The sequence below is a fragment of the Dyella sp. AD56 genome (genome assembly GCF_002878475.1).
Taxonomy (GTDB): domain Bacteria; phylum Pseudomonadota; class Gammaproteobacteria; order Xanthomonadales; family Rhodanobacteraceae; genus Dyella.
Map to the genome: position 1 here is coordinate 99,404 of NZ_NRDP01000016.1, position 22,476 is coordinate 121,879.

Genomic DNA, 22,476 nt, shown 5'->3' on the forward strand with positions numbered 1-22,476 from the left:
CGCCGTGTGGAAGCCCCGCCATCCCTTGCCATGAAAACCATCAAGCAACCCTCTCGCGATTTACCGTATCTCGGCTTCGGCCTGGGTCTGCGCGTCGATCACTATGAAGCGCTGCTCGACGAACCGGGCCATGTGGAATGGCTGGAGATCGTCTCCGAGAACTACCTGGTACCGGGCGGCCGTCCGCTGCGCTGGCTGGAACGTTTTCGTGAGCGTTTTCCACTGGTGATGCATGGCGTGTCGCTGTCCATCGGCGGCACCGATCCGCTCGACATGGCGTATCTCGACCAGCTCGCTGCACTAGCTCGCCACGTACAACCCGCATGGATCTCCGATCATCTGTGCTGGACCGGCGTGAACGGCGTGAACCTGCACGACCTGATGCCGCTGCCATATACCGAGGAAGCACTGGTCCACGTGGTGGATCGCGTGCGACGCGTGCAGGATCGGCTCGGTCGCCGCATCCTGCTGGAAAACGTATCGAGCTATATCCGCTTCGCGCAGTCGCAGCTAACCGAATGGGAGTTCCTGGCAGCGGTCGCCGAACGGGCTGACTGCCTGATCCTGCTCGATATCAACAATGTGCACGTGAGCGCACACAATCATGGCTTTTCCCCGCTGGATTACCTCGATGGCCTGCCGGCCGCGCGCGTGCAGCAGTTCCATCTCGCCGGTCACGAACAGGGCGGCAACCTGCTGATCGATACGCACGACGCTCCCGTCGTCGATGCCGTGTGGGATCTCTATGTGGAAGCCGTTCGCCGCTTCGGCCATGTATCCACCATGATCGAGCGTGACGACCATATTCCCCCGCTTGCTGAACTGCGCGCGGAACTGGACCACGCCCGCGCCCTCGCCAATGCGCTGCTGCAGGAGGCCGCGTGAGCGACCTTCGCGCCATGCAGTTGCAGCTCGCCGAAGCCTTGCGTTCGCCGGCGACGCCGAATCTGGCCCTGTTGCGCGGCGATGCAATGGCTGATGAGGCCAGCCGGCTGGCTATTTACCAACACGGCTATTGCATTCGCCTGCGCGAGGCACTGGCGACGGAGTTTCCAGGCTTGTCGCTGCTCGCGGGCCACCGCTTTGCGACTTTGCTGGACGACTACGTCGCCGCGCAGCCCTCCAAGCACTTCAACATCCGCTGGCATGGAGAAGGACTGGCGACCTTCCTTGCTGCCACGCAGCCCTGGCGCGACCATCCCGCGCTGGCGGAGGCCGCCCGGTTGGACTGGGCTATCTCCGTAGCATTCGACGCGACAGACCACGCTACCGTTGACGCGACGGAGCTCGCGAACGTATCCCCCGACGCGTGGGCGACCATGCGGCTGCAACTACTGCCGCACGCGCAGTTGCTGCACACAACGTGCAACGTCGATGCGTTCCGCCGCGCGGCCGATCGGGGATCGTCGCGCCCCGCTCGGCGGCGGCTCACGCGGACACGCCACTTGCTCATCTGGCGTCCGACGCTGGACGTACGTTACCGAGTGGTGGCAGCCGATGAACTCCCCGCCCTCCAAGGCGCCCTGAATGGCGAGTGCTTCGGGCAACTATGTGAGCGTGAGGCCGAGCGCCACGGCCCAAGTGCCGCGCTGCCCCGCATGGCCACCGTGCTCGGACGCTGGCTGGACGAGGGCCTCATTGGGCGTATCCACACGACCTGACGGCAACGGTGTAACCGTGGCTCGTCCCACAGCGAAGTGTCTAGGGAGACATTCGCCGGAGGGAAGCCCATGTACATCGAACCGAACCTGTCATTACCGCCGGGGCCACGCCCGAGGCTTGTCGAACCCGCGCTGGAATCGCTGCTCAACCGGTCGATGCTGCAGGTGCAGGTAGTGGCCGAACTTCACCGCTGCGGCACCTGGTTTGCCGACGCGCCCCGGATCGACTGCGGGTTATTCCATCTGGTGGGCACCGGCGCCTGCACGGTGGAGTGCGATGAACTCGATGAAACCGTGGCACTGGAAGCGGGCGATCTGGTGATCTTTCCGCATGGCACACCGCATCGCCTGGCGGAGGCGCGCGGACAGGATATTCCGCATACCAGCCTTATCTGCGGCGAGTTTCGCTTCACTGGCGCCTCCCAGCACCCTCTGAATCACGCATTGCCGTCGTGCATGGTGATTCACGCGTCACACGCCAGCGCACCCTTCCGCCAACTGGCCGCGACCATGGCGGAGGTAGTGCACGCCGATTGCGCTGGTCGCCACGTGCTCCTCAATAAATTGGCCGACGCGCTGTTCACGCTCGCCATCTGCGATTACTCACGCACCAACGGCGAGCGTCAAGGCCTGTTCGCCTCGCTCGCCGATCCGCGTATCGCACGCGTGTTGCAGGCGGTGCACGATCACCCGGGCAAAGCTTGGACGATGCAATCCATGGCTGCACTGGCCTGCATGTCGCGCTCTGCCTTTGCCGAGCGCTTCACGCAATTGATGAAGCTGCCGCCTGTGCAGTACCTCACGCAATGGCGGGTCAGCGTGGCGGAGCAGATGCTGCGCGATCGGCAACAATCCGTGGCCGGCATTGCGCAACAGTTGGGCTATAGCAGCGAGGCGGCGTTCCGTCGCCTGTACAAACGCGTGAGCGGCATGTGCCCGGGCCGGGTGCGCGGTGAAGGGCTACGCGCTGCAGCGCTGAACTGAGCGCGACTCAGCGCGGCGGTTGCGACTGCTTGCGCTCGCGTTTGACCTCGTACATGGCGGCGTCGGCCTGCGCGATCAGCGCTTCGGGTTCCGCGTCGCCCGACAGCGACACGATGCTGCCAATGCTTGGCCCCGCGTAGTCCAACGACAGCGCACCAAGATGGAAGCGCCCCGTGGTCGCCTCCTGCAAGCGTTTGCGCAAGGCATCAGCGACGGCAAGCGCTTCGTCATGTGCAGGACTGGAAAGCACCACAAACTCGTCGCCGCCCAAGCGCGCGACGAAGTCGCCAGAGCGCACCGTACCCTGCATGCGTCCACCGATGGCCGAAAGGAATCGATCACCGGCGTCGTGCCCGTAGATGTCGTTGATGGCCTTGAACTGATCCAGATCGACAAAGGCCACGACTAGCGCGCGTCCCGCCGGGCCATGCGCCACGAGACGGCGCCGCAACTCTTCCATCAAGGCGCGCCGGTTGGGCAAACCGGTGGTGGCATCCGTCAACGCACTCACCGCCAGCGTGTCGTTGGCATGCTGCAACGCCTGCAACATGCGTTCACGCTCGATCTGCTGGCCGATCAGCCGCGAAAACATCTGCAGCACCTGATCAGCGCCATCCTCCAGCGGCTTGCGCTCGCCGCTGGCAGCACAAAGGGTGCCGTAGAGGGTGCCGTCGTCCAGTCGCACCGGCGTACTCGCATAGGTCGCAATGCCCAACTCCCGCGCGGGACCAGAATCCGGCCAGCAGTTGGCGACATCGTCGGTATAGGGGCGTCCCTCTTCCAACGCCCGCTTGCACAGCGTGCCTTCCCACGGCACCGCTAGGCCCTCGGGAATCTGCAGGCGACTGGTGTTGCGCGAGAACAGGATGTACTGGTAGCCGCCATCGGTGTCGATGGTGGTGAGGTAGGTGGACTCCAGCCCGGTCACGGTCTGCAACAGCTCAAGCAAGGGACGCACCAGTTCCTCCAGGGTGCGCGCCCGGGTAACGGATGCCGCCAATTGGCCGAGGAAGTCGGGTATGGGTAAGGAAGCAGTCGTGTTCATGGTTGAATTTTCCGCGAACAAGCGAAGATAGCCAAACGGTACCGTGCATGGAAAAACAACCGCCGACCACCGTCAAGCACATGAGCGGGATGCACTGCACGAAACCGAATGTATGGACGCCATGGTCATAGCCGTGACCTATGTCAGCGTTCGCTTGCCCCGCCGCCCAAGCGCACTGGCGTCGCCGGGCAACCTGTGTAGACTTCCGCCACCACCCGTGTCATCGACCCCGTCACGCGGGGCTATGTTTCCGCGTGACAACAGAGCGTCTCCCTTACGGCGAGGTACCTCCATGTTGATGCGTTGCGTTGCATTTGTCGGGATGTTTGCGCTGGCCTCCACGTCGCTGACCATTCCCGCCGCACCAGCCGCCGATACGGCCACCAAGGCGGATACGCCCAGAACGACATCCGCGGGTACGCAGTTCGTGCAACCCGCCGACTGGACCATGCACGCTGCTGGCAACAAGGTCACGTTGGCTCCGCCTGAAGCCGGCTCGCAAGCCGTGCTGGTCGATGTAAAGGCCACCACGCCCGATGACGCCGTCACCCAGGCATGGAAAGCCTACGCACCGGCCAAGACCTGGCCGCTGCAAGTCGCCACCGACGTCGCACCGCGTGACGACTGGGACCAGGTCCGCGTCTACAACTACGAGACCTCCGCTAACGATAAGCGCGGCGTCACCGTCATTGCCTATCGACATGGCGATCAGTACACGGTGCTGATCTACGACATGGCCAATGCGGTGGCCGAGAAGCGCGCCTCGCAGCTACGTGCCATCTCCGACCGCCTGCTGCCCAAGGGTTACAAACGCGAGAGTTTCGCCGGCAAGAAAGCGCATCCGCTCGATGCCGCGCGCGTGGAGACGCTCAAGGCCTTCGTGGATGGTGCTCGCAAGGCGTACGACGTACCGGGCGTGGCCATCGGCCTGATCGATCATGGCAAGGTGGTGTTTGCCGGCGGTCTCGGTGTGCGGGAGATCAACAAGCCCACGCCGGTCGATGCCGATACGCTGTTCATGATCGCGTCGAACACCAAGGCGCTGACCACGTTGATGCTGGCGCGCGAGGTGGACCAGAAGAAGTTCACCTGGAACACGCCGGTCGTGGACGTGATGCCGTCGTTCCGGCTGGGCGACGCCGCGACCACCAAGCAAGTGTTGATGCGTCACCTGATCTGCGCCTGCACCGGCATGCCGAGGCAGGACATGGAGTGGCTGCTTAACAGCCGCGATGCCACGCCAGAGACGGTGATGAAGGCGCTGTCGGGCATGCAACCCACCAGCAAGTTCGGCGAACTGTTCCAGTACTCGAACCTGATGGCGGCGGCGGCCGGCTATATCGGCGCCCACGCGCTGTATCCGAATATGGAGCTCGGCGCGGCCTACGACCTCGCCATGCAGAAGCAGGTGTTCGATCCGTTGGGCATGAAGATCACCACGTTCGACTACGACCGCGCATTGCTTGGCAACCACGCCACGCCTCACGGCCTGGATGTGGACGGCCATACCGCGATTGCCGGCATGGGCATCAACGATTCTGTTCGTGCGGCACGCCCCGCTGGCGCAGCATGGAGCGCAGTGAGCGACATGCTGCGCTATGTACAGATGGAACTGGACGACGGCCTGCTGCCCGACGGCCAACGTTACGTGTCCAGGCAATCGCTACTTGAACGACGCAAGGCCAACGTCGCGCTAGGCACCACGGCCACCTATGGCATGGGCTTGATGGTGGATCACACCTGGGGCGTGCCGGTGGTGCATCACGGCGGTGACCTGACCGGCTTCCATTCCGACATGATGTGGTTGCCCGAGCAGGGTGTGGGCGCCGTGATCCTGACCAACGCCGACGCTGGCGTCTTCATCCGCGGCCCGTTCCAGCGTCGTCTGCTCGAAGTGCTGTTTGACGGCAAGCCGCTGGCACAGGGTGATATCGATGCCGGCGTGAAACGCCTGAAGGCGCAGATCGCCGCCGAGCGAAAACGCCTCACCGTGCCTGCCGATCCCGCCGAGGTGGCAAAGCTGGCCGACAACTATCGCAACCCCGCCGTGGGCAGCATCCAGGTGGACCGCAGCGGCAAGAACCTGGAATTCAATTTCGGCGCGTGGCATAGCGAGGTCGCTTCGCGCAAGAACGACGACGGCTCCGTCTCGTTTGTCACCATTTCACCGGGTTCGGATGGTTTTGAGTTCGTGGTGTCGGGCAGCGGGGACAACCGCAAGCTGGTGTTGCGCGACGACCAGCACGAATACGTCTACGACGAGGTGAAGTGAGCCATGAACGCCATCCACTACAGCGGGCGCATCGCATGCACAGCCATGGCTTTGCTGGCTGGCACAGTGGCGATGGCCGACACGACACATCTACCGCCCATCCCCGTCGACAACACCCTGGTGCGCGATTACCAGTGCCACGGCGGCCAATCGCTCAAGGTCACCTACTACAACCGCCAGGGGCGGACAGAGCTTCGCCATGCTCACAGTGAAGGGCAACGCGATGCTGTTCGTCGATACGCTCGCCGCGTCGGGCGTCCGGTACGTCGCCGGCCCTTATGTGTGGTGGACCAAGGGCAACAACGGCGATCTCTACGACATGACGGCCGGCCCGAATGCCGCGCCAATCATCGGGGGATGCACGTCAGCGTCACATTAAAAATGACGTTTTCCTCATCACGCTGAACGGAAACCGCCGCCTCTTTAAACGATATCGGCAAGTTGCTGCGTCGCATGATGACGCGGCAAGTTCTCTCGACCATGCTCTGGCCGCACGCAGAAACCTGCTGTGCGGCCTTTTTTTTCGCAAGAGATTGAAGCCGTGCCGTGGGATCCGCGTCGCACTGTGTCGGGGGACACAGCCAGGACATACAACGACTCGGGGAAGAGAATGGATTGTCGCCGCTCAAGGGATCTTGTCGTACGTTCCACCGCCTGGGCCAAGCGCCCGCTCGCCATAGCCTGCACTGCCGCACTACTCGCAACGACCGGCTTCCAGCCGGCCCACGCCCAACAAGTGCAGGCTCAGCAAACACAGGACCAGACAACCGCCACGCCGCCGAAAACACAGGCCGCGCCCGCGAACACCAAGCAGACAACGCCGGAGGAGAAGCCCGCGCCGAAATCCGAAGACCGGGCGGCCAATCTCGATGCGATTGTCGTGACCGGCATCGCGGGCAGCATCGAGAATTCGATCAAGACCAAGGAAAAGGCGACCAATATCGTCGAGGCCATCTCTGCTGAAGACATCGGCAAACTGCCGGACGCAAGCATCGCCGAGAGCCTTGCCCGCCTGCCCGGCCTGGCGACGCAACGCGTCGATGGTCGCGCAGACCAGATTTCCATTCGCGGTCTTTCGCCCGATTTCGGCGGCACCACGCTCAATGGACGCGAACAGGCCACCATCGGCGAGAACCGCGGCGTCGAGTTCGACCAGTACCCCGCCGAACTCATCAGCGGCGCCGTCGTCTACAAGACGCCCGATGCCAGCCTGATCGGCCAGGGCCTTTCCGGCACGATGGATCTGCACACGCTCAAGCCGCTGGATCTGCCCAACCGCGCCATCGTCGCGAACCTGCGCGGCGAATACACCACCAACGGCAAGCAGAACCCTGGCACAGACACGGGTACGCTAGGCCACCGCGCCAGTTTCTCGTACGTGGATCAGTTCCTCGACCACACGCTGGGCGTGGCGGTGGGTTTTGCCCAGCTCGATTCGCCCATCCAGGAGAAGCAGTACCAAGCGTGGTGGTGGAGCCCGGATAACGGCCCCGGCAGCATCGAAGGCGCATGGGGCGGGCCACATACGCTAGGCATGCCGAATGGTGTGCTTTCACAGCAAGGCATGCAGCTGCGCGCGCAATCCGAAAACCAGTTGCGCAACGGCCTGATGGCCGTCGTGGAATGGGCACCGAATGATGTCTACCACTCCACGCTCGACATGTACTACTCCACCTTCGACGAGAAGAAGTACACCAACGGCGTACAGTGGGCGAGCGGACCTTACGACAGTGCAGGCCCGGCTGTGTACAGCAACGTGGGCACAGTGCCCGCTTCGCCGTATCCCATCGTCACCACCGGCACCATCGACAATATCCGGCCGATTCTGCAGAACGAATACACCAAGGAAAAGGACAAGCTGTTCTCGGTGGGCTGGAACAACCAGTTCAGCTTCGGCAACGGCTGGGAGGCTATGGCTGACCTGTCCTATTCCAGCGCGAAGAAAGATCTGCGCGATGCCTATCTGTTCTCTGGCATCGAACACCATGGCACCACCAACGTGCAGTTCGCCACTCCAGCCAACTACGGCTTCCCGAACTTCCGTACCGGCGTGAATCTCGCTGATCCCTCCGCCATCGTGTTCACCGATCCGGACAGCTATGGCTACAACGGCCGTGAGGAGTTCGATCACCAGGACGACAAGATCAAGGCGATACGTCTGCAAGTGTCCCATCCGGTGGGCTGGATCTTCAGCACCGTCGATGTGGGCGTGAACTATTCGGACCGCACGAAGACCAAGTCGGCCAATGTCTACTACGCTTGGCTCAACGGCAACGGCAACGGCTCGGATTCGGGCAACTATCACCCTGGCATGGGCGTGCCAGTCGACTCGGGATTCCTGTACAGCCCCACGTCCATCGACTACGGCGGCATCGGCCCCATCCTCAACTACAACGTGCTCGGCGCGCTGGCCAGCCAGTTCTATCTCACCGAGCGCAATGGGCAGTCCGACTGGAGCCGCAACTATACGGTCGAGGAGAAAGTCCCGGTCGGCTACGTGAAGTTCAACCTCGACACGATGGCGGGCAATGTGCCGATCACCGGCAACATGGGCGTGCAGTTTGTGCACACCGACCAGTCGTCGCAGGCGTACCAGACCAACGGCGACGCGCTGGTAGGTACGCTCACGGGCGGCACAACCTACAACAATGTGCTGCCCAGCCTGAATCTGATCGCGCAGATCGGCGACCGCCAGTACCTGCGCTTCGGCCTGGCCAAGACCATGGCGCGCGGACGCATCGACGATGAGAAGGTGGCCTCTTCCGCCAGCGTGGGCGAAGTCAGCAGCGGCCCTGGCGCGGGACAGGTGCTGTGGTCGGGCAGCGGCGGCAACCCGAACCTCAAGCCGTACGTGGCTGTGGGCACCGACCTGTCGTGGGAGAAGTACTTCGGCAAGTCCAGCTATGTGGCTGCCGCGGTGTTCAACAAGAACCTGTTGAACTACATCTATAACAAGACCGTCCTTGATTACGACTTCTCCAACTACACCAACGACACGCCCACGCTGAAGCCCACCAGCAACTACGGCTCGTTCACCACACCGGAGAACGGCACCGGCGGCAAGATGCAGGGTCTGGAACTGTCCGGCGCACTGGAGGGCGGCATGGTTGCGCGCGCGCTGGACGGCTTCGGCATGCAGGGCAACTTCACGCTGATCAACAGCACCGTTCCGGTGAGCGCGGTGTCGTCGATTCCGGGCGCGCCGTCCACCCTGCCCGGCTTGTCGCGCAAGATCGCCAACCTCACGCTGTACTACGAGAAGTACGGCTGGTCGTTCCGCATCACGGAGCGCTACCGTTCCTCGTTCACCGGCGAGGCCGTCGCGCTGTTCGACCAGTTGGGCTACAACAAGGTGCTGGCCGACAAGCAGACCGATTTCCAGGCCGGCTACGCCTTCACCCAGGGCCAATGGAACGGCCTGTCGGTGCTGCTGCAGATCTACAACCTCACCAACTCGCCGTACAAGACCGAGCAGATCTCCAACCTGCCCGACAACACGCAGATCGGCCGACCGCTCGACTACAACACCTGGGGACGTACGGTGATGTTCGGCGTCAACTACAAACTCTGACGCCCGCGGCATGGGCGTGGTTTGCCGCACGGAGCGCCGGCCCTCCTGAACGGGATGGCCGGCGTCGCCGGACAAGCTGCCATGCCCACTCCCCCGTAGGTCACGGTTTCCTCAAGCACTACGGGGTGGCTATGCTTCGACGGTACGCCGACGGAGCAGCACCATGCGCGAGCTATACCCCGAGATCGAGCCCTATCGCACCCAGCGCCTGCGCGTGGATGACATCCACGAGCTGCACATCGAGGAATGCGGCAACCCGCATGGCCTACCGGTGGTGTTTCTGCACGGCGGCCCCGGTTCGGGCGTGTCCCCGTATCACCGCCGCTTCTTCGATCCCGCACGCTATCGCATCGTGCTGTTCGATCAGCGCGGCGCGGGTCGCTCGACGCCGCATGCGGAGCTGCGCAATAACACCACCGGGCATCTCGTCGGGGACATCGAAACGATCCGCGAGCACCTGGGCATTGAGCGCTGGGTGGTCTTCGGCGGCTCGTGGGGCTCTACGCTCGCGCTGGCCTACGCGCAGGCGCACCCAGAGCGCGTGCTCGGGCTCGTGCTGCGCGGCATCTTCCTTGGCCGCCCCGGCGAGCTGCGCTGGTTCAACGAGCTCGATGGCGGTGCGCGCTGGATCTTCCCTGAGCGTTGGTCGCACTACGTCGCCCACATTCCCGAGAACGAACGCGACGACATGGTCGAAGCCTATTGGCGCCGTCTCGACAGCGACGACGAGTCCGTGCGTGTGGCCGCCGCGATGGCGTGGAGCAACTGGGAAGGTGGCAGCACGACGCTGGTCCACGATCCGAATGAACCGGGCATCTTCGAGAATCCACACGCAGCAGTGAGCGTCGCACGTACCGAAGCACACTACTTCCGCCATCAGGTGTTCCTGGAGCCTGATCAACTGCTGCGCGACGTGGACCGCATCCGGCGCATTCCGGCAACCATTGTGCACGGCCGCTACGACGTCATCTGCCCGGTGAAGAACGCCTACGACCTAGCCACGGCGTGGCCGGAAGCGGCGTTCCACATCGTGCTGGCCGGACATAGCGCCCCCGATCCGGCCATCGTGGACGTGTTGGTGAATGCAACGGACGCGTTGGCAGACCGCTACGCTTGACCTGTGGCAAGCGCCCCGAGCAAGGGGCGCTTACGCGCGGCTAATCAAAGGCCCGTGGCTGGCCGATTTCTCCCCCTTGCCATCGCCCGACCGGTGCGTTTTGATGCGCTGGCATGGCGACGACGTCCCCTGTCATCACGTCGCCTGCAATCAAACACGTCTGCTGCGCAGCGCCTCTCGCGCTCGCGTATGGCTCGGCCAGACTCGTCGGTCCGATCGACGGTGAGTGTTTGGCTATAGGGATTGCCGTTAGGTCTGCACAACCTGGGAGGGCGACATGGAAACGAGCAAAGAGGTATTGCTGCGTGGAATGCTCATGGCTGCATGCCTGCTGTCGTGCACATCCATGGCGATGTCGCCGGCGCCGCACGCCGGTGATAGCGGCGGCAAACTGGAATTAGAGGCATCGCCCTACGCCGACTTCCTGACCTACCTGTTGCATCGGGACAGCGCCGCCTTTCCCGACCTGCGCGCCTCGGTGCCAATGGACGACGTCAAGGAACTCAATACGGGAGCGTTCCTGCCGGCCTATGCGATGGCGTCGGATGTACGCAGCTACGCCGACCTGTACAAGCTCGCGTACACCTACGATGACAGTGCCGTGCTGATCGACGCGCTGAAGCAGGGCGAGCGGCATTTCCCGGCTTTCATGGCTTACTGGCAACAGCATGTGGAACCGAAGGAGCAAGCCACCATCGCCACATGGAGGGCGGAGGAAGCCAGCAGCCGTCCTGTCGCGCGACTTGAAACACTTACCCGCATGCGCTTTCCATACCCTTCGGTGAAAGTCGCCCTGATCGCGCTAGGCCCACTTGGAACGAACATGCAGAACCCGCCGATCATGTTTGCGACAACAAAGGACGCCAGCCTTCCTGCCGTGGTCGGCTATGAAGGCACGCACATGATGATGAGTGGACACGGTAACGACTGGAAGACGCGCAAGGACGCGAACCACGCCATCGCGCTGATTTCTACACGCGGCGGCACCGCGTACGACATCGAGGAGGCGCTGTGCCTGCTCATCGCATCCAAGCTTGCCACAAGCTATGGCGCCGCAAGCGCCGTACCTGCCCATGACGAAGGTGACACGCCGCGGCGAGAACTACTTCGCGCCATGGAGCGCGACTGGGATAGCTACCATGCAAATACGTCAACCAATGCGGCGGACTTCGCTATTGAGGAAACCATCCGCACCTTCGGTTCAGCCGGCGTCGCAGTGACACCATGAGCCGCTCCCGCCGTCGCCGACTGCCCGCTAAATACACGATTTCCATGCAAGGCATGCGCAAGCAACAGCACTGAATAATGCGGCCACTTTCACACCCAAGGGGGCCGCATGAAGTTGCTGTTTAAACGCATGATCCTGACTGCCGGTATCGCCGTGCTGTTGCCGTTGTCCGCCCACGCCGATATGCCCGGACGGCATCCGGCGTACTTGCATGCGCTGTCCGACCTACGCACAGCGCGCTGGATGATTTCGCATCGTCCCGGCGACGCCGCCGTAAGCAGCCAGGAAGACATCGCGATCACCGAGATCGACCGCGCTATCGGCGAGATCAAGCACGCTGCCTACGACGACGGCAAGGATCTCAACGACCATCCGCAGGTGGACTTGCCGATGGACCAGCCGGGTCGACTGCACCAGGCCGCGGATCTGCTGGCCAAGGTGCATAACGACCTCAATCGCGAGGAAGATGATCCGATGACTCGCGAGCTGAAGCACCGCTCGCTGATGCACGTCGACCAGGCAGAAGCCGCCGTCGACCATGCGATCAACGACGTGCGCAACTATCGCTGAGCATTGACGTTCGTTTCGGTGCGCCGCCGGTCCTGATGATCGGCGGCGTAGCCGTCTCGCCCTACGTATCATCGAACTTTCGCGCCCCCAGGTAGTCCACTTCCAGGCACGCCATGCAGCTCGCCGGGCTGCGGCGCCTCAAGGGGAAGGTCGTGAAAGCAAGCCGTCGCCTGTTCGCCTTTTTGCTGCCGCTATCCGTAGGGGGGTTCGTTGCCCACGCGGAAGGCGCTGACGTCCCCCTCCCGCAGAGCATTCCCGACAGTTATGCCCACGCGGGAACACCGGTGGAGATCGCGCCCCATCGCAGGCTCAACCTTCGTTGCGAGGGCGATGGTTCGCCCACCGTGCTGCTGGAGTCGGGTTCGCATGCCGACACCACCACATGGTTTCGCCTGCAGCCATTGCTCGCCGCGCACTATCGGGTCTGCTCATATGACCGCGCCGGTTACGGCTTCAGTGACCTTGGCCCCATGCCACGTGACCTGGCCGCCGACATCTCCGACCTGCACGCCCTGATCCATAAAGCCGGGCTCAAGACACCGTTGGTCCTGGTTGGGCATTCGCTGGGCACCAACATCGTACGGCGCTATGCCGCCACTTACGCCGGCGATGTAGCCGGTGTCGTGCTGATCGATCCTCCCGCGCAAAACGTGGCAGCGTACGCGCCGGCATGGGCAAAGGAAGAAGACGCCATGACCACACATCGCTTTGCGTTCATCGACCAGTGCAGGGACGCTGCCGAAAAGAATGAATTGGCATCGCCACCGCCCGCGTTGAAAAGCTGCGTTGCCGCGGGCAACGCCCAAGCCAGCGCGGAAGTGAACGCGGCCATCGCGGCCTACAAACGCAAGCCGGCGTTCTGGCAAACGTTGTCGTCGGAGTTGCACGACAACCTCACCGTATTCAGTCAGCAGGTAACCTCCACGCCATCGCTCGGTACGCTGCCCATGATCGTGTTGTCGGCCTCAGGCACTTATGCAGAAGCGCCCGCCGACGTTCGCCCATCGCTGGAGCTGGCCAAAGAGAAGACCCAGTCCGCCATCGCAGCCACATCGACGCGAAGCAGTCGCGTGACCGTTGCCAATACGTCGCACGACATTCAACTCGATCAGCCTGCGACGGTCGCCAAAGCGGTCGCTCAGGTGATTCAGAAGGCATCGGATGGACGAGAGTAAGACGAGCGCCACTCGGTGACGTGGTTAGCCCGAACGGCCGCCATTTCAGATTGATCCGATGGAACGAATACTGTTCCACGCATACGGTGGTGGCCTTTTCGCCCCACGGTGGCCTTCTTGTCCCCTGACTACATCATCTGCCCTCACTGCACCCTCGAAGTGCGCAGGGGCCATAAGGCCTGCCACAGCTGCCATGCGGAGATCGGATATGGCCCACCATGGCCGTGGACCGCGGCCGCGCTTCTACCGTCGATCTGGGTTGCCGTGACCGCGCACCGGTTCTTCTACGACTCCATGCTTGTGTCGACGATCCTCGGCGGAATTCTGTTCGGCGGCCTCTGGGCTGTGCTCAGCATGGTGTTCGAGCACCGCGCGGTGTTCAAACGCCGCCCGTCGTGAAGGCGGTCACTGCGCGGACACCCCGTGTCCGCGGGCGCGGCGGCTAGATGCTTCAGCGTTGGCACGCCGTGCAAATCGGAGGTTCAAGCCAAGGCGCTATCCATCCCTGCGCGCTCCCGATACTCACGGCACATCCGCTCGACCAATGACCGATGATCGGGTAGATCATGCAGCGCTTGCGACGCGGCAAGCTGGATGTTGCGAAACTCCTGCCGCGCTTCATCCACACGTGGATACGCGCTGCGCATGGCACTGAAGTCCGTCTTGAATTCCATGCCGTACAACACGTATTGCCAGCTCGACACCAGGAACATTTCGAGGTCGCTGACGAAATCGAGCCGATGCGGTGGACGATGTTTCCACTGCGCCAGTTTGTCCTGAAGGGTGAGCGGGATGCTTGTGGCCTCGGCATTGTCGATCCAGAAGGACGAGTCGCGACGCTGGCTCAGGCAGTAGTGCATTTTGATGAAGTCGATGATGCGGTCATAGCGCGCCACCATCATCTCGTTGAAATGCCGCGCGGCACGCTCCATTTCGTCCGTATCGTTGGGAAGCAAGTGCGTAAGCAGATACGTCGCCAACTCGATCAGTGCTATGCCGGTGGATTCCAGCGGTTCGACGAAACCACCCGCGAGCCCCACGGCCACGCAGTTCTTGCGCCAATGCTCGGGTCGATAACCCGTTTCGAACTTGATGTGCATGGCCTTGAGGCCTTCGGCGGCAGCACCAAGGTAGCCCCGGAAGACTTCTTCCGCACGCTCATCGGACGTATGTCGCGACGAGTAGACATAACCCACACCGCGGCGCTTTTGCAGCCCAATATCCCAGATCCAACCCGCTTCCTGCGCGGTGGAAATGGTGTAGGACGGGATCGGCGTATCGGCCTTCTCATAAGGCACCTGCATGGCCACGGCCCGGTCGGCAAATAGCACGTCGGCGCGGCCGCGGAACGGTGATTGCATGACGTTGCCGATCAACATGCCGCGCAAGCCAGTGCAGTCCACGTACAGGTCGGCGGTAAGCTCGCCCAGTTCCTTGGTCACCACACGCGCGATGGCGCCGTGCTCGTCCAACTCGGTGCGCTCCACCGTCGCTACGTGGCGTTTCACACCCAGGGTTTCCTGTCCGTGTTCGGCGAGTAGGCGAGCGAAGCACGCCGCATCGAAATGGAACGCGTGGTTCATCGGCCCCTGATAATCCGGGTCATTGAATCGCTTAGGTGCACGCGAACGATCGACCAGCGCGGTCTGCATCGACACCGCGTCGGCGAATGGCATGCCTTCCGGCGCCGCGCCCAGCAGCCAGTACGGCAGCAGTTCCGGCCCACCGGGGCGCTGGCTCGGTGCATTGAAGGGGTGGAAGAAATGATCGGCACCCGGTGCGCCTGGCGGGCGAACCCAATGACGGTAGTGGATACCCTGCTTGTAAGTCGCCGTCGCGCCGACCAGGAAGCGACGTTCGTCGAGGCCGATGGCAGCGAGCGTGCCGCGGATCGATGGAAAGGTTGCCTCCCCCACCCCCAGCAGGCCGATGTCCGGCGACTCCACCAGATGCACCTGCACACTTTGCGGATCGACCGCATTCACCGCCTTGGCGAGATAGCATGCGGCGAGCCAGCCCGCCGTGCCGCCGCCGACGATCAACACTTTCTTCAGACGAGCCATGAAGTCTCCCCGCGCTTTGTCGCAAACGAAGGCGTGAAAGAAACGCCGGGCCACCCCACGTGGACCCGGCCAAAATGCCATTCAAAGGGAGGGACGACGACGCCTTCCGAAGCGTCGCCTGCAGAACGGCAAATCATGGGCGGCATGAACATCATGGGGAGCCGCCCTGCTCATCAGAACCAGACGCCGAGCTGCACGCCGTAGGTACGTGGCGCGAGGTACTGCGACACGTACTGCAACGAGCCATCCGGCATCAGGAATCGCGCCGCGCTGGTGCGGATCTTTCCATCCGACACGTTCTGCACATAGGCATTGACCCACCACTTGTCGCCCGGCTCCGTATAGCGCAACGAGATATCGCCGCGCGTATACGCCTTCTGCTGGTCACCCGAACCCAGGTTGAAGTAGCTCAGCCACTGCGTGCTCTGGTACTGCGCGCTCAAACGAGGCGTGAGGCGACCACCGTTGCCGAGATGGAAGTCATGCTCGTAGATCGCCGTGAGCGAGACGTTCGGCGCATGCGGCAGATCGTTGCCGGTGACGTTCATGCAACTGGCAAGGTTGGACGCCGGCGGACAGGCAGGCAGACCCTGATAGTCGTTACTGCCTGCGTATTGCAGCGTGCCAAGCTTCTTCTTGGGAATGGACGAGAAGATCAGATTGAACCGATCGTCTTTCTGCTGGTACACCAGTTCCGACTCGATGCCGAAGACTTCCGTGCTGCCGCCCACGTTGGAGAAGCCCAGGCCGTGGTTACCATCCGGATAAACGATGGGCGCGGAAAGCTGGAAGTTCTTGAAGTCTTCGTAGTAGATGGCCGAGTTCCACGTCATGTGGCCATCGAGGAAGGTGAACTTGCTGCCGATTTCATAGTTGGTCAGCGTTTCCGGCTGATAAAGCGTGCCGGCATCTTGCGTGCCGCCCGACTTGTAGCCGGTGGAAACGCTGGCGTACAGCAATCCATTGGAACTGATGTCGGTATCGACACGAACCAGCCACGTCGGCTTGCTCTTGCTGTACTTGGCGGTGTTCTGCTGCGAGATGGTGAAGCCGTTGGACGGATTGGGATACACACCCGGTGAGATCGGCACCTGCGGCACCGTGGGGTCGTAATCCCAACCCCAGTTGATGCCGCCCTGGTTTTCCTTGGTGTCGTGCGACCAGCGCGCGCCACCCGTCAGGCGCCAGTGATCGCTGATATGCCATGTCGCCTGGCCGAACAGTGCGGACGACTTCACCGTTTCCTTCGGCTGGATGAAGGAGCCCTGCCAGTTCACCGAACCGTACTGGGTGCCGTTCATGATGGGGATGTCGAAGCGGATGTTGTTGTCTTCGTACGCGTAGTAGGCGCCAACAATCCAATCGACCAGCTGTGGTCCGCTGGACTTCAGATCCACTTCCTGGCTCCAGCTTTCATAGTTGGAGTAGTTGGTGCGGTCGTCCTGATACACGCCACCGGTGGTGAAGCTGGTGGGTACGGCAACGCCGACATCCTGGTCGTAGTCACTCTTGCCCGAATAGCGGTTGTAGCCGGCGATGTAGCTGAGTTGCATGCCGTCGTTGATGTTCCAGTCCATGCGACTGCGCAGCGTCTTGGAGGTGCGATCCAGGTACGGTGCGGTGTCGATCAGCGCAGACCAGAAGTCCTGACCGGGGCGGGGCGTCTGCATCAGGCTCAGGTCGGGCGTGCCGCGATCGAGGAAGTACTCGTACGAGAGATTCCACTTGAACGCATCGCTGGGTTGCCACAACGCGCTCACGCGCACCGCAGACTGATCCTGCGAGTTGTACTTCTTACCGCTCTGCACGTACTGGTCGGCATTGATCGGCTGGAACTTCGCCGGATTGCCACCTGAGGCCAGATAGGCCTGCTGTTGCTGCGCCACGCTCGGCAGTTCGCTGGACGGGTTCTGGTAATCCACATAGCCGTCGTGCTGCTCATGCACCATCGCTACGCGCATGGCGAACGTGTCGCTGATCGGCAGATTGACCGCAGCACGCGCGCCCATCTGGTTATAGTTTCCCGCTTCCACCTGGGCGTTACCGTAGAAGCCCGCGCCGATATCCGGTTTGGCCGTCTGAAAGCTGATGGCACCTGCGGTGGAGTTACGGCCCCACAGTGTGCCCTGCGGGCCGCGCAGCACTTCCACGCCATCCATGTCCAGCAGCAGGCCCGAGGCGGCTTCCGCACGCGGCGTGTACACGCCATCGACAAAAGTCGCCACTTCCGGGTCTGCGTATTCCGTCTTGGCGCTGTCATTGCCGATGCCGCGCAGGGTCATCGTGACGACACCATGGTCGCCTTCGCTGGTGCCCTGCAGGCCCGGCACGAGCTTGGTCAGATCCTGCACCGTCATGACACGCTCCTTGTCGAGCGTGTCGGGCGTGATGGCACTGACAGCCACCGGGGTTTTCTGCAGCGGCGTCTCGCGTTTGGTCGCGGTCACCGAAATGGCATCGAGCTGCTTCACCTTCTTGTCGGACGGTGCCGCGGGATTTTGCGAAGGCGCGCTCTGCGGCGCTGCATCCTGATCCGCGGCTAGCACCCCGCTCGGTGCGAGCACTAGGGACATGGCGATATACAACGCCGAATAGCGCAACTTCATCTGGCTTCCCCTCCATTCGTTCGGATTGTTGGCGTCACCGCCCTCGACGGCGACTGGCTGATCTCATCCCCACGATGACAGCGCTGTCATTATTGGTCATGACAGCGCTGTCATGGCGATCATAAAACGGTTCCCCTGCAGAAGCTTGACGCGCGGCAGCAAGGCATCGAACTCTTCCCCAGGCCTACTGTTACGCGCTTTGTTCGACCACTGACAATGCTCGCGTGGCGCTTTTTTGTGCAAAAGCAAATAGACATCCAGCCGTCCATGGCCCGTAACCACTAACGCATCCTTGCCGACCAGCAACCCCGTAGGGCGAGTTACGCCTACCTACAGAGCCTGCGACACCCAACCCAAGCGTGCCCTTCCATCACTTGACGCAATCAGCCACCTGATCCACATCGGTACCCAGCGCGACGCGGGAAATCGCGATGTCCACGCCCTTGCCCGCACCCCACACAAACGGCTGATCGATGTGGTGCATGTCCGCACCCGCCGCACGAAAACACTTCAACGGCACGCCCACGCGCAGCCACTGTCCGGGTGCGAATGTCGACAAGGTTTTGCTGAGTGCCACGCGTCCCTGACAAGCACTGCCGCAGCCCATGCCTACCCATACGTTCCGCGCAGGCAGCGCGTCGACGCGCAGGGTCATCACCAGCAACACGTCGCCATTGGTTTCGCGATCAAGATCCAGCGGCGTACGTGCGTGAATCGACAACTGAGCGTTGTCCGCCTGCCAGGTGAAGCGGCGTGCGTCTTCCTGTGCCTTGTAGTCGAGCGCGGCCATATGCAGGCTGCCGTCCGGCGTGGTTACGGGCGACACGTCGCCGGTCATGGACGCGCCCTTGGCGTCCATCAGCGTGAAGGCATAGCCATGCACAGCCTTGCCCTGATCGAGATAGCTACCGACCGGAATCTGCTCACCTGTGATGCCCGATGCTTCGGGTAGCTTGGGCAACGCATGGTGATCGGCATAGGTCAGGCCGTAGCCCAACGGAAACTGCGGTGCGCCCGGCCCCACCACGGCCGTGCGTGGCCAGGCGTAGGCGAGCTTGCCGTGGAAGTCGTTGGCGACGCTGCCGTCCGCCTTGCGCAACAACACATCCCCCACGCCGCCGCCTTCGCTGCCCGGCAACCATGCCGCAACGAACGCATCGGCCGCATTGATCTCGCGATTCACCCACAGCGGGCGGCCACTAAGGAACACGGCGACCACCGGAATGCCTTGGCCACGCAGATGGCGAATGAGGTCGAGGTCGCGATCATCACCGGGGTGGAACAAGAGATTAGGAATATCGCCCTGGAATTCCGCATAAGGGTCTTCACCAAACACGACGATGGCGACGTCGGGCTTTGTCGTGAAATGGCCGTCCGTATCGATCTCCGCCGAACCGCCCGCAGCCTTCACCTGCTCGGCGACACCGGCGCCGATGGACTGCGCGCCCGGGAAGTCCGTGTTCTTCAGCCCTGTGCCCTGCCAATTGAGCGTCCAGCCGCCACTCTGCCGGGAGATGTTGTCCGCACCTTCGCCCGCGACCAGGATTCGCTTGCGTGGGTCGAGCGGCAGCACGTCGCCGTTGTTCTTCAGCAACACCAGCGATTCACGCACGGCACGGCGTGCAATGGCGCGATGCGCCGGGCTGCCGACGACCTGGTTCGCCGTCTGCACGATGGGCTGCGAGGACGGCGCGCCAGCCTCGAACAAGCCCGCACGAAACTTCACACGCAGGATGCGCGCGACCGCATCATCGAGCCGCGCCATCGGGATCACGCCGGATTTCACCTCGGCCAGCGTGTGTTCGTAGAGGCCGCGCCAGCTATCGGGCGCCATCAGCATGTCGAGGCCGGCGTTGTAGGCAACCGGGCAATCCTCGTTCGTGCAACCCGGCACCTGTCCGTGCGCATTCCAGTCGCCGACTACGAGTCCCTGGAAATCCATGCGTTGCTTGAGCACGTCGGTGATCAACGCCTTGTCGCCCGTGATCTTCCGGCCATTCCAACTGGAGAACGAGGCCATGATCACCTGCACACCCGCATCGATGGCGGGCACGTAGCCTGCTGCATGAATGTCGCGCAGCTCAGCCTCGGTGATCTGTGCGTCGCCTTGGTCCTTGCCGTTCTTGGTACCGCCGTCGGCGAGGAAATGCTTGGCTGACGCAAGCACGTGCGAACCATCCAGGAACTGCGGCGTGCCCACCTTGCCTTGCAGGCCTTCGATCATGGCTTTTGCGTACTGCGCGACGAGCTTCGGATCCTGCGAATAGCCTTCGTACGATCGCCCCCAGCGCACATCCTGCGGTACCGCGAGCGTGGGTGCGAAGCTCCAGTTGATGCCGGTGGCGCGCACTTCGGCGGCTGTCGCTTCGCCGATCGCCCGAATCAGTTCCGGATCGTGCGTGTTGCCGAGCGCGGAATTCTGTGGGAACAACGTGGCACCCACGACATTGTTGTGGCCATGCACGGCGTCGATGCCAAACAGCAGCGGGATCGGCGGGTGATCGCTTTTGGCTTCCATCGCGGCGCGATAAAACGACTCTGACGTTGCTTTCCATTCGTCCACCGTGGCCGTCACGGTACCGCGCGGCTTGGAATTGCCGCCGGCAAGAATCGCGCCGAGGTGGTAGTTGCGTACGTCATCCGGCGTCACGCTGAGAATGTCCGCCTGCACCAATTGGCCGACCTTTTCCTCCACTGTCATCTTGGCCAGCAACCCAGACACGCGTGCTTCCAACGCGGCATCCTGCGGGAATGGCCAGGTAGCACGCGGCCACGTATCGGGATGCACGGTCGTCGCATCGTCCGCCTGCGCGATGCCTGCGCCGGCACAGGCCAGCGCCACGAAAAGAACAGTCGGGATACAAGGCAAGCGACGAGCGGAAGCCAGCACGACTCTCTCCATCAGGCAGGGGCCGGCTCTCCCTCGGAGCCGGGTGCCGCCGAGACTGACAGAAATGACAGCGCTGTCAATTTGCGTTGCAACACGCCCAGACCCGGGCCCGACGACGTCCGATCGAGCCAATAAACCATTTTAAATCAATCAATTAATCGGTACCCATGCCAGCAGACACCCCGGCACCGTTAGAAGTACCTAGCCGCCCTCAGGGCACTTGCGAGGTCGATTCGCGCAACTGCAGCGCATAGGGCACCTGCACCAGCAGGCCGCCACGTCCCCGCAGCAATTCCATCAATTGCAGCGCGGCGAGCTTGCCCATCTCGCGACTGGGCTGGCGCACGGTGGTGAGCGGCGGCCACAGTTGCGTGGCCAGCGGTGTGTCGTCGAAGCCGCAGACAGACAGATCCCTCGGCACTTTCAGGCCGCGCTCGTTCGCGGCCCACATCACGCCCGCGGCCATATCGTCGTTGGCGGCAAAGATCGCCGTGGGCAACTCAGGCAGCGCAAACAGTTCGCGCGCCGCGATAACGCCGGAGCCGAAGGTGAATTCGCCCTGCACCACGTAGCGCGGATCGAACGGCAGGCCCGCCGCCGCCAGCGCATCTTTGTAACCGGCCATGCGCCAACGGCTGGCGCCGTGATTGGCGATGCCCACGATATGCGCGATACGGCGATGCCCCTGTTCCACCAAATGCATCACCAGCGCCTTGGCCGCCTGCTGCTCGTCCATGCACACACCGATGGCGCCGCTGTGTTGCAACGGCGAAATGCTCGAGTACGGCACGCCATGCTCTTTCAGGCGCTGGAGCAGGGGCGCGTGGTCGGTAAGCGGCGGGGTCATGATGACGCCGTCGATGTGATGGTCGAACACCAGCGCATCCACGCGGCGGATGAAGTCCTGCCCCCGCATGCGCAGCGGGCACGCCATCATGCTGTAGCGGTGCGCATCGCATGCATCGAGCACGCCGTCCTGCACTTCGGCCAGGTACGTCGACGCCGGGTTGTCGTTGTTGTCGTAAAGCATCGCGACAAGGAACGACCGGCTGCCCGCCAGCCCGCGTGCCGCCGGGCTCGGGCGGTAGTTCATGGACTCCATCGCCGCCAGCACCTTCTGGCGGGTGGATTCCTTTACTGAAGGCTCTTCATTGAGAACGCGGGAAACCGTCTTTGGCGAGACGCCCGTCGCACGTGCTACGTCTTCGAGACGGACCCGCATAGTGACTCCCGACTGCAAGCTGCTGCGGGATCAATATGCCTTTTGCCCGAGGCGCTTTACAAGAACCAGCGA

General features: G+C 62.7%; 16 protein-coding genes. 11 read left to right on the top strand and 5 right to left on the bottom strand.

The genetic code is table 11. The features are described from left to right. Window positions 1-30: 30 nt before the first annotated feature. The 3 genes from DyAD56_RS12370 (at window position 31) to DyAD56_RS12380 (ending at window position 2,645) form a co-directional block, all read left to right on the top strand. The gene (locus tag DyAD56_RS12370; protein ID WP_102303071.1) at window positions 31-885 is read left to right on the top strand and encodes a DUF692 domain-containing protein; all 855 of its coding nucleotides are present in this window, start codon (window positions 31-33) and stop codon (window positions 883-885) included. Next, on the top strand, window positions 882-1,661 hold the full coding sequence (locus DyAD56_RS12375) for a DNA-binding domain-containing protein (protein ID WP_102303072.1): 780 nt from the start codon (window positions 882-884) through the stop codon (window positions 1,659-1,661). Before DyAD56_RS12370 ends, DyAD56_RS12375 begins: the two co-directional genes overlap by 4 nt. 69 nt (window positions 1,662-1,730) lie before the next feature. Continuing rightward, the gene (locus DyAD56_RS12380; RefSeq protein ID WP_102303073.1) at window positions 1,731-2,645 is read left to right on the top strand and encodes an AraC family transcriptional regulator; all 915 of its coding nucleotides are present in this window, start codon (window positions 1,731-1,733) and stop codon (window positions 2,643-2,645) included. Window positions 2,646-2,652: 7 nt separating this feature from the next. On the opposite strand, the gene DyAD56_RS12385 is transcribed toward DyAD56_RS12380, so the two are convergent. Then, window positions 2,653-3,690 (bottom strand): sensor domain-containing diguanylate cyclase, encoded by a 1,038-nt coding sequence (locus DyAD56_RS12385; protein ID WP_102303074.1) that lies wholly within the window; start codon window positions 3,688-3,690, stop codon window positions 2,653-2,655. A gap of 292 nt (window positions 3,691-3,982) precedes the next feature. Here DyAD56_RS12385 and DyAD56_RS12390 point away from each other — a divergent pair, with 292 nt between their 5' ends. The 8 genes from DyAD56_RS12390 to DyAD56_RS23585 all read left to right on the top strand — a co-directional run bounded on the left by DyAD56_RS12390 (window position 3,983) and on the right by DyAD56_RS23585 (window position 14,022). Then, window positions 3,983-5,962 carry a serine hydrolase domain-containing protein gene (locus DyAD56_RS12390; RefSeq protein WP_233202397.1) on the top strand — a complete coding sequence of 660 codons (1,980 nt, stop codon included), beginning with the start codon at window positions 3,983-3,985 and terminating at the stop codon, window positions 5,960-5,962. 127 nt (window positions 5,963-6,089) lie between these two features. Further along, window positions 6,090-6,341 carry an MliC family protein gene (locus DyAD56_RS24090; protein ID WP_255409217.1) on the top strand — a complete coding sequence of 84 codons (252 nt, stop codon included), beginning with the start codon at window positions 6,090-6,092 and terminating at the stop codon, window positions 6,339-6,341. A 231-nt stretch (window positions 6,342-6,572) separates the two neighbouring features. Further along, on the top strand, window positions 6,573-9,533 hold the full coding sequence (locus DyAD56_RS12400; protein ID WP_102303075.1) for a TonB-dependent receptor: 2,961 nt from the start codon (window positions 6,573-6,575) through the stop codon (window positions 9,531-9,533). 163 nt (window positions 9,534-9,696) lie between these two features. Continuing rightward, the gene (pip, locus tag DyAD56_RS12405; RefSeq protein WP_102303076.1) at window positions 9,697-10,650 is read left to right on the top strand and encodes a prolyl aminopeptidase; all 954 of its coding nucleotides are present in this window, start codon (window positions 9,697-9,699) and stop codon (window positions 10,648-10,650) included. 277 nt (window positions 10,651-10,927) lie between these two features. Continuing rightward, the gene (locus DyAD56_RS12410; RefSeq protein ID WP_102303077.1) at window positions 10,928-11,878 is read left to right on the top strand and encodes a hypothetical protein; all 951 of its coding nucleotides are present in this window, start codon (window positions 10,928-10,930) and stop codon (window positions 11,876-11,878) included. A gap of 108 nt (window positions 11,879-11,986) precedes the next feature. Then, entirely contained in the window at window positions 11,987-12,448 is a 462-nt protein-coding gene (locus DyAD56_RS12415; protein ID WP_199178953.1) for a hypothetical protein, read from the top strand. A 152-nt stretch (window positions 12,449-12,600) separates the two neighbouring features. Beyond that, window positions 12,601-13,623, top strand: a complete 1,023-nt coding sequence (locus tag DyAD56_RS12420; RefSeq protein ID WP_233202398.1) for an alpha/beta hydrolase — start codon at window positions 12,601-12,603, stop codon at window positions 13,621-13,623. Window positions 13,624-13,740: 117 nt separating this feature from the next. Next, the gene (locus DyAD56_RS23585) at window positions 13,741-14,022 is read left to right on the top strand and encodes a hypothetical protein (protein WP_146010495.1); all 282 of its coding nucleotides are present in this window, start codon (window positions 13,741-13,743) and stop codon (window positions 14,020-14,022) included. Between the two features lie 83 nt (window positions 14,023-14,105). On the opposite strand, the gene DyAD56_RS12425 is transcribed toward DyAD56_RS23585, so the two are convergent. The 4 genes from DyAD56_RS12425 to DyAD56_RS12440 all read right to left on the bottom strand — a co-directional run bounded on the left by DyAD56_RS12425 (window position 14,106) and on the right by DyAD56_RS12440 (window position 22,404). Then, window positions 14,106-15,686: a tryptophan halogenase family protein gene (locus DyAD56_RS12425; RefSeq protein ID WP_102303079.1), complete on the bottom strand. Its 1,581-nt coding sequence runs from the start codon at window positions 15,684-15,686 to the stop codon at window positions 14,106-14,108. Window positions 15,687-15,859: 173 nt separating this feature from the next. Beyond that, the gene (locus DyAD56_RS12430; protein ID WP_102303080.1) at window positions 15,860-18,292 is read right to left on the bottom strand and encodes a TonB-dependent receptor; all 2,433 of its coding nucleotides are present in this window, start codon (window positions 18,290-18,292) and stop codon (window positions 15,860-15,862) included. 370 nt (window positions 18,293-18,662) lie between these two features. After that, entirely contained in the window at window positions 18,663-21,080 is a 2,418-nt protein-coding gene (locus tag DyAD56_RS12435; RefSeq protein WP_102303134.1) for an exo 1,3/1,4-beta-D-glucan glucohydrolase, read from the bottom strand. A gap of 313 nt (window positions 21,081-21,393) precedes the next feature. Next, window positions 21,394-22,404 (bottom strand): LacI family DNA-binding transcriptional regulator, encoded by a 1,011-nt coding sequence (locus tag DyAD56_RS12440; protein WP_102303081.1) that lies wholly within the window; start codon window positions 22,402-22,404, stop codon window positions 21,394-21,396. Window positions 22,405-22,476: the final 72 nt, after the last annotated feature.

Bases quoted from the DNA above. Each gene is read 5' to 3' on its own strand.
- DyAD56_RS12370 (WP_102303071.1), top strand. From the start codon at position 31: ATGAAAACCATCAAGCAACCCTCTCGCGATTTACCGTATCTCGGCTTC.
- DyAD56_RS12380 (WP_102303073.1), top strand. From the start codon at position 1,731: ATGTACATCGAACCGAACCTGTCATTACCGCCGGGGCCACGCCCGAGG.
- DyAD56_RS12385 (WP_102303074.1), bottom strand. From the start codon at position 3,690: ATGAACACGACTGCTTCCTTACCCATACCCGACTTCCTCGGCCAATTG.
- DyAD56_RS12390 (WP_233202397.1), top strand. From the start codon at position 3,983: ATGTTGATGCGTTGCGTTGCATTTGTCGGGATGTTTGCGCTGGCCTCC.
- DyAD56_RS12400 (WP_102303075.1), top strand. From the start codon at position 6,573: ATGGATTGTCGCCGCTCAAGGGATCTTGTCGTACGTTCCACCGCCTGG.
- pip (WP_102303076.1), top strand. From the start codon at position 9,697: ATGCGCGAGCTATACCCCGAGATCGAGCCCTATCGCACCCAGCGCCTG.
- DyAD56_RS12410 (WP_102303077.1), top strand. From the start codon at position 10,928: ATGGAAACGAGCAAAGAGGTATTGCTGCGTGGAATGCTCATGGCTGCA.
- DyAD56_RS12415 (WP_199178953.1), top strand. From the start codon at position 11,987: ATGAAGTTGCTGTTTAAACGCATGATCCTGACTGCCGGTATCGCCGTG.
- DyAD56_RS12425 (WP_102303079.1), bottom strand. From the start codon at position 15,686: ATGGCTCGTCTGAAGAAAGTGTTGATCGTCGGCGGCGGCACGGCGGGC.
- DyAD56_RS12430 (WP_102303080.1), bottom strand. From the start codon at position 18,292: ATGAAGTTGCGCTATTCGGCGTTGTATATCGCCATGTCCCTAGTGCTC.
- DyAD56_RS12440 (WP_102303081.1), bottom strand. From the start codon at position 22,404: ATGCGGGTCCGTCTCGAAGACGTAGCACGTGCGACGGGCGTCTCGCCA.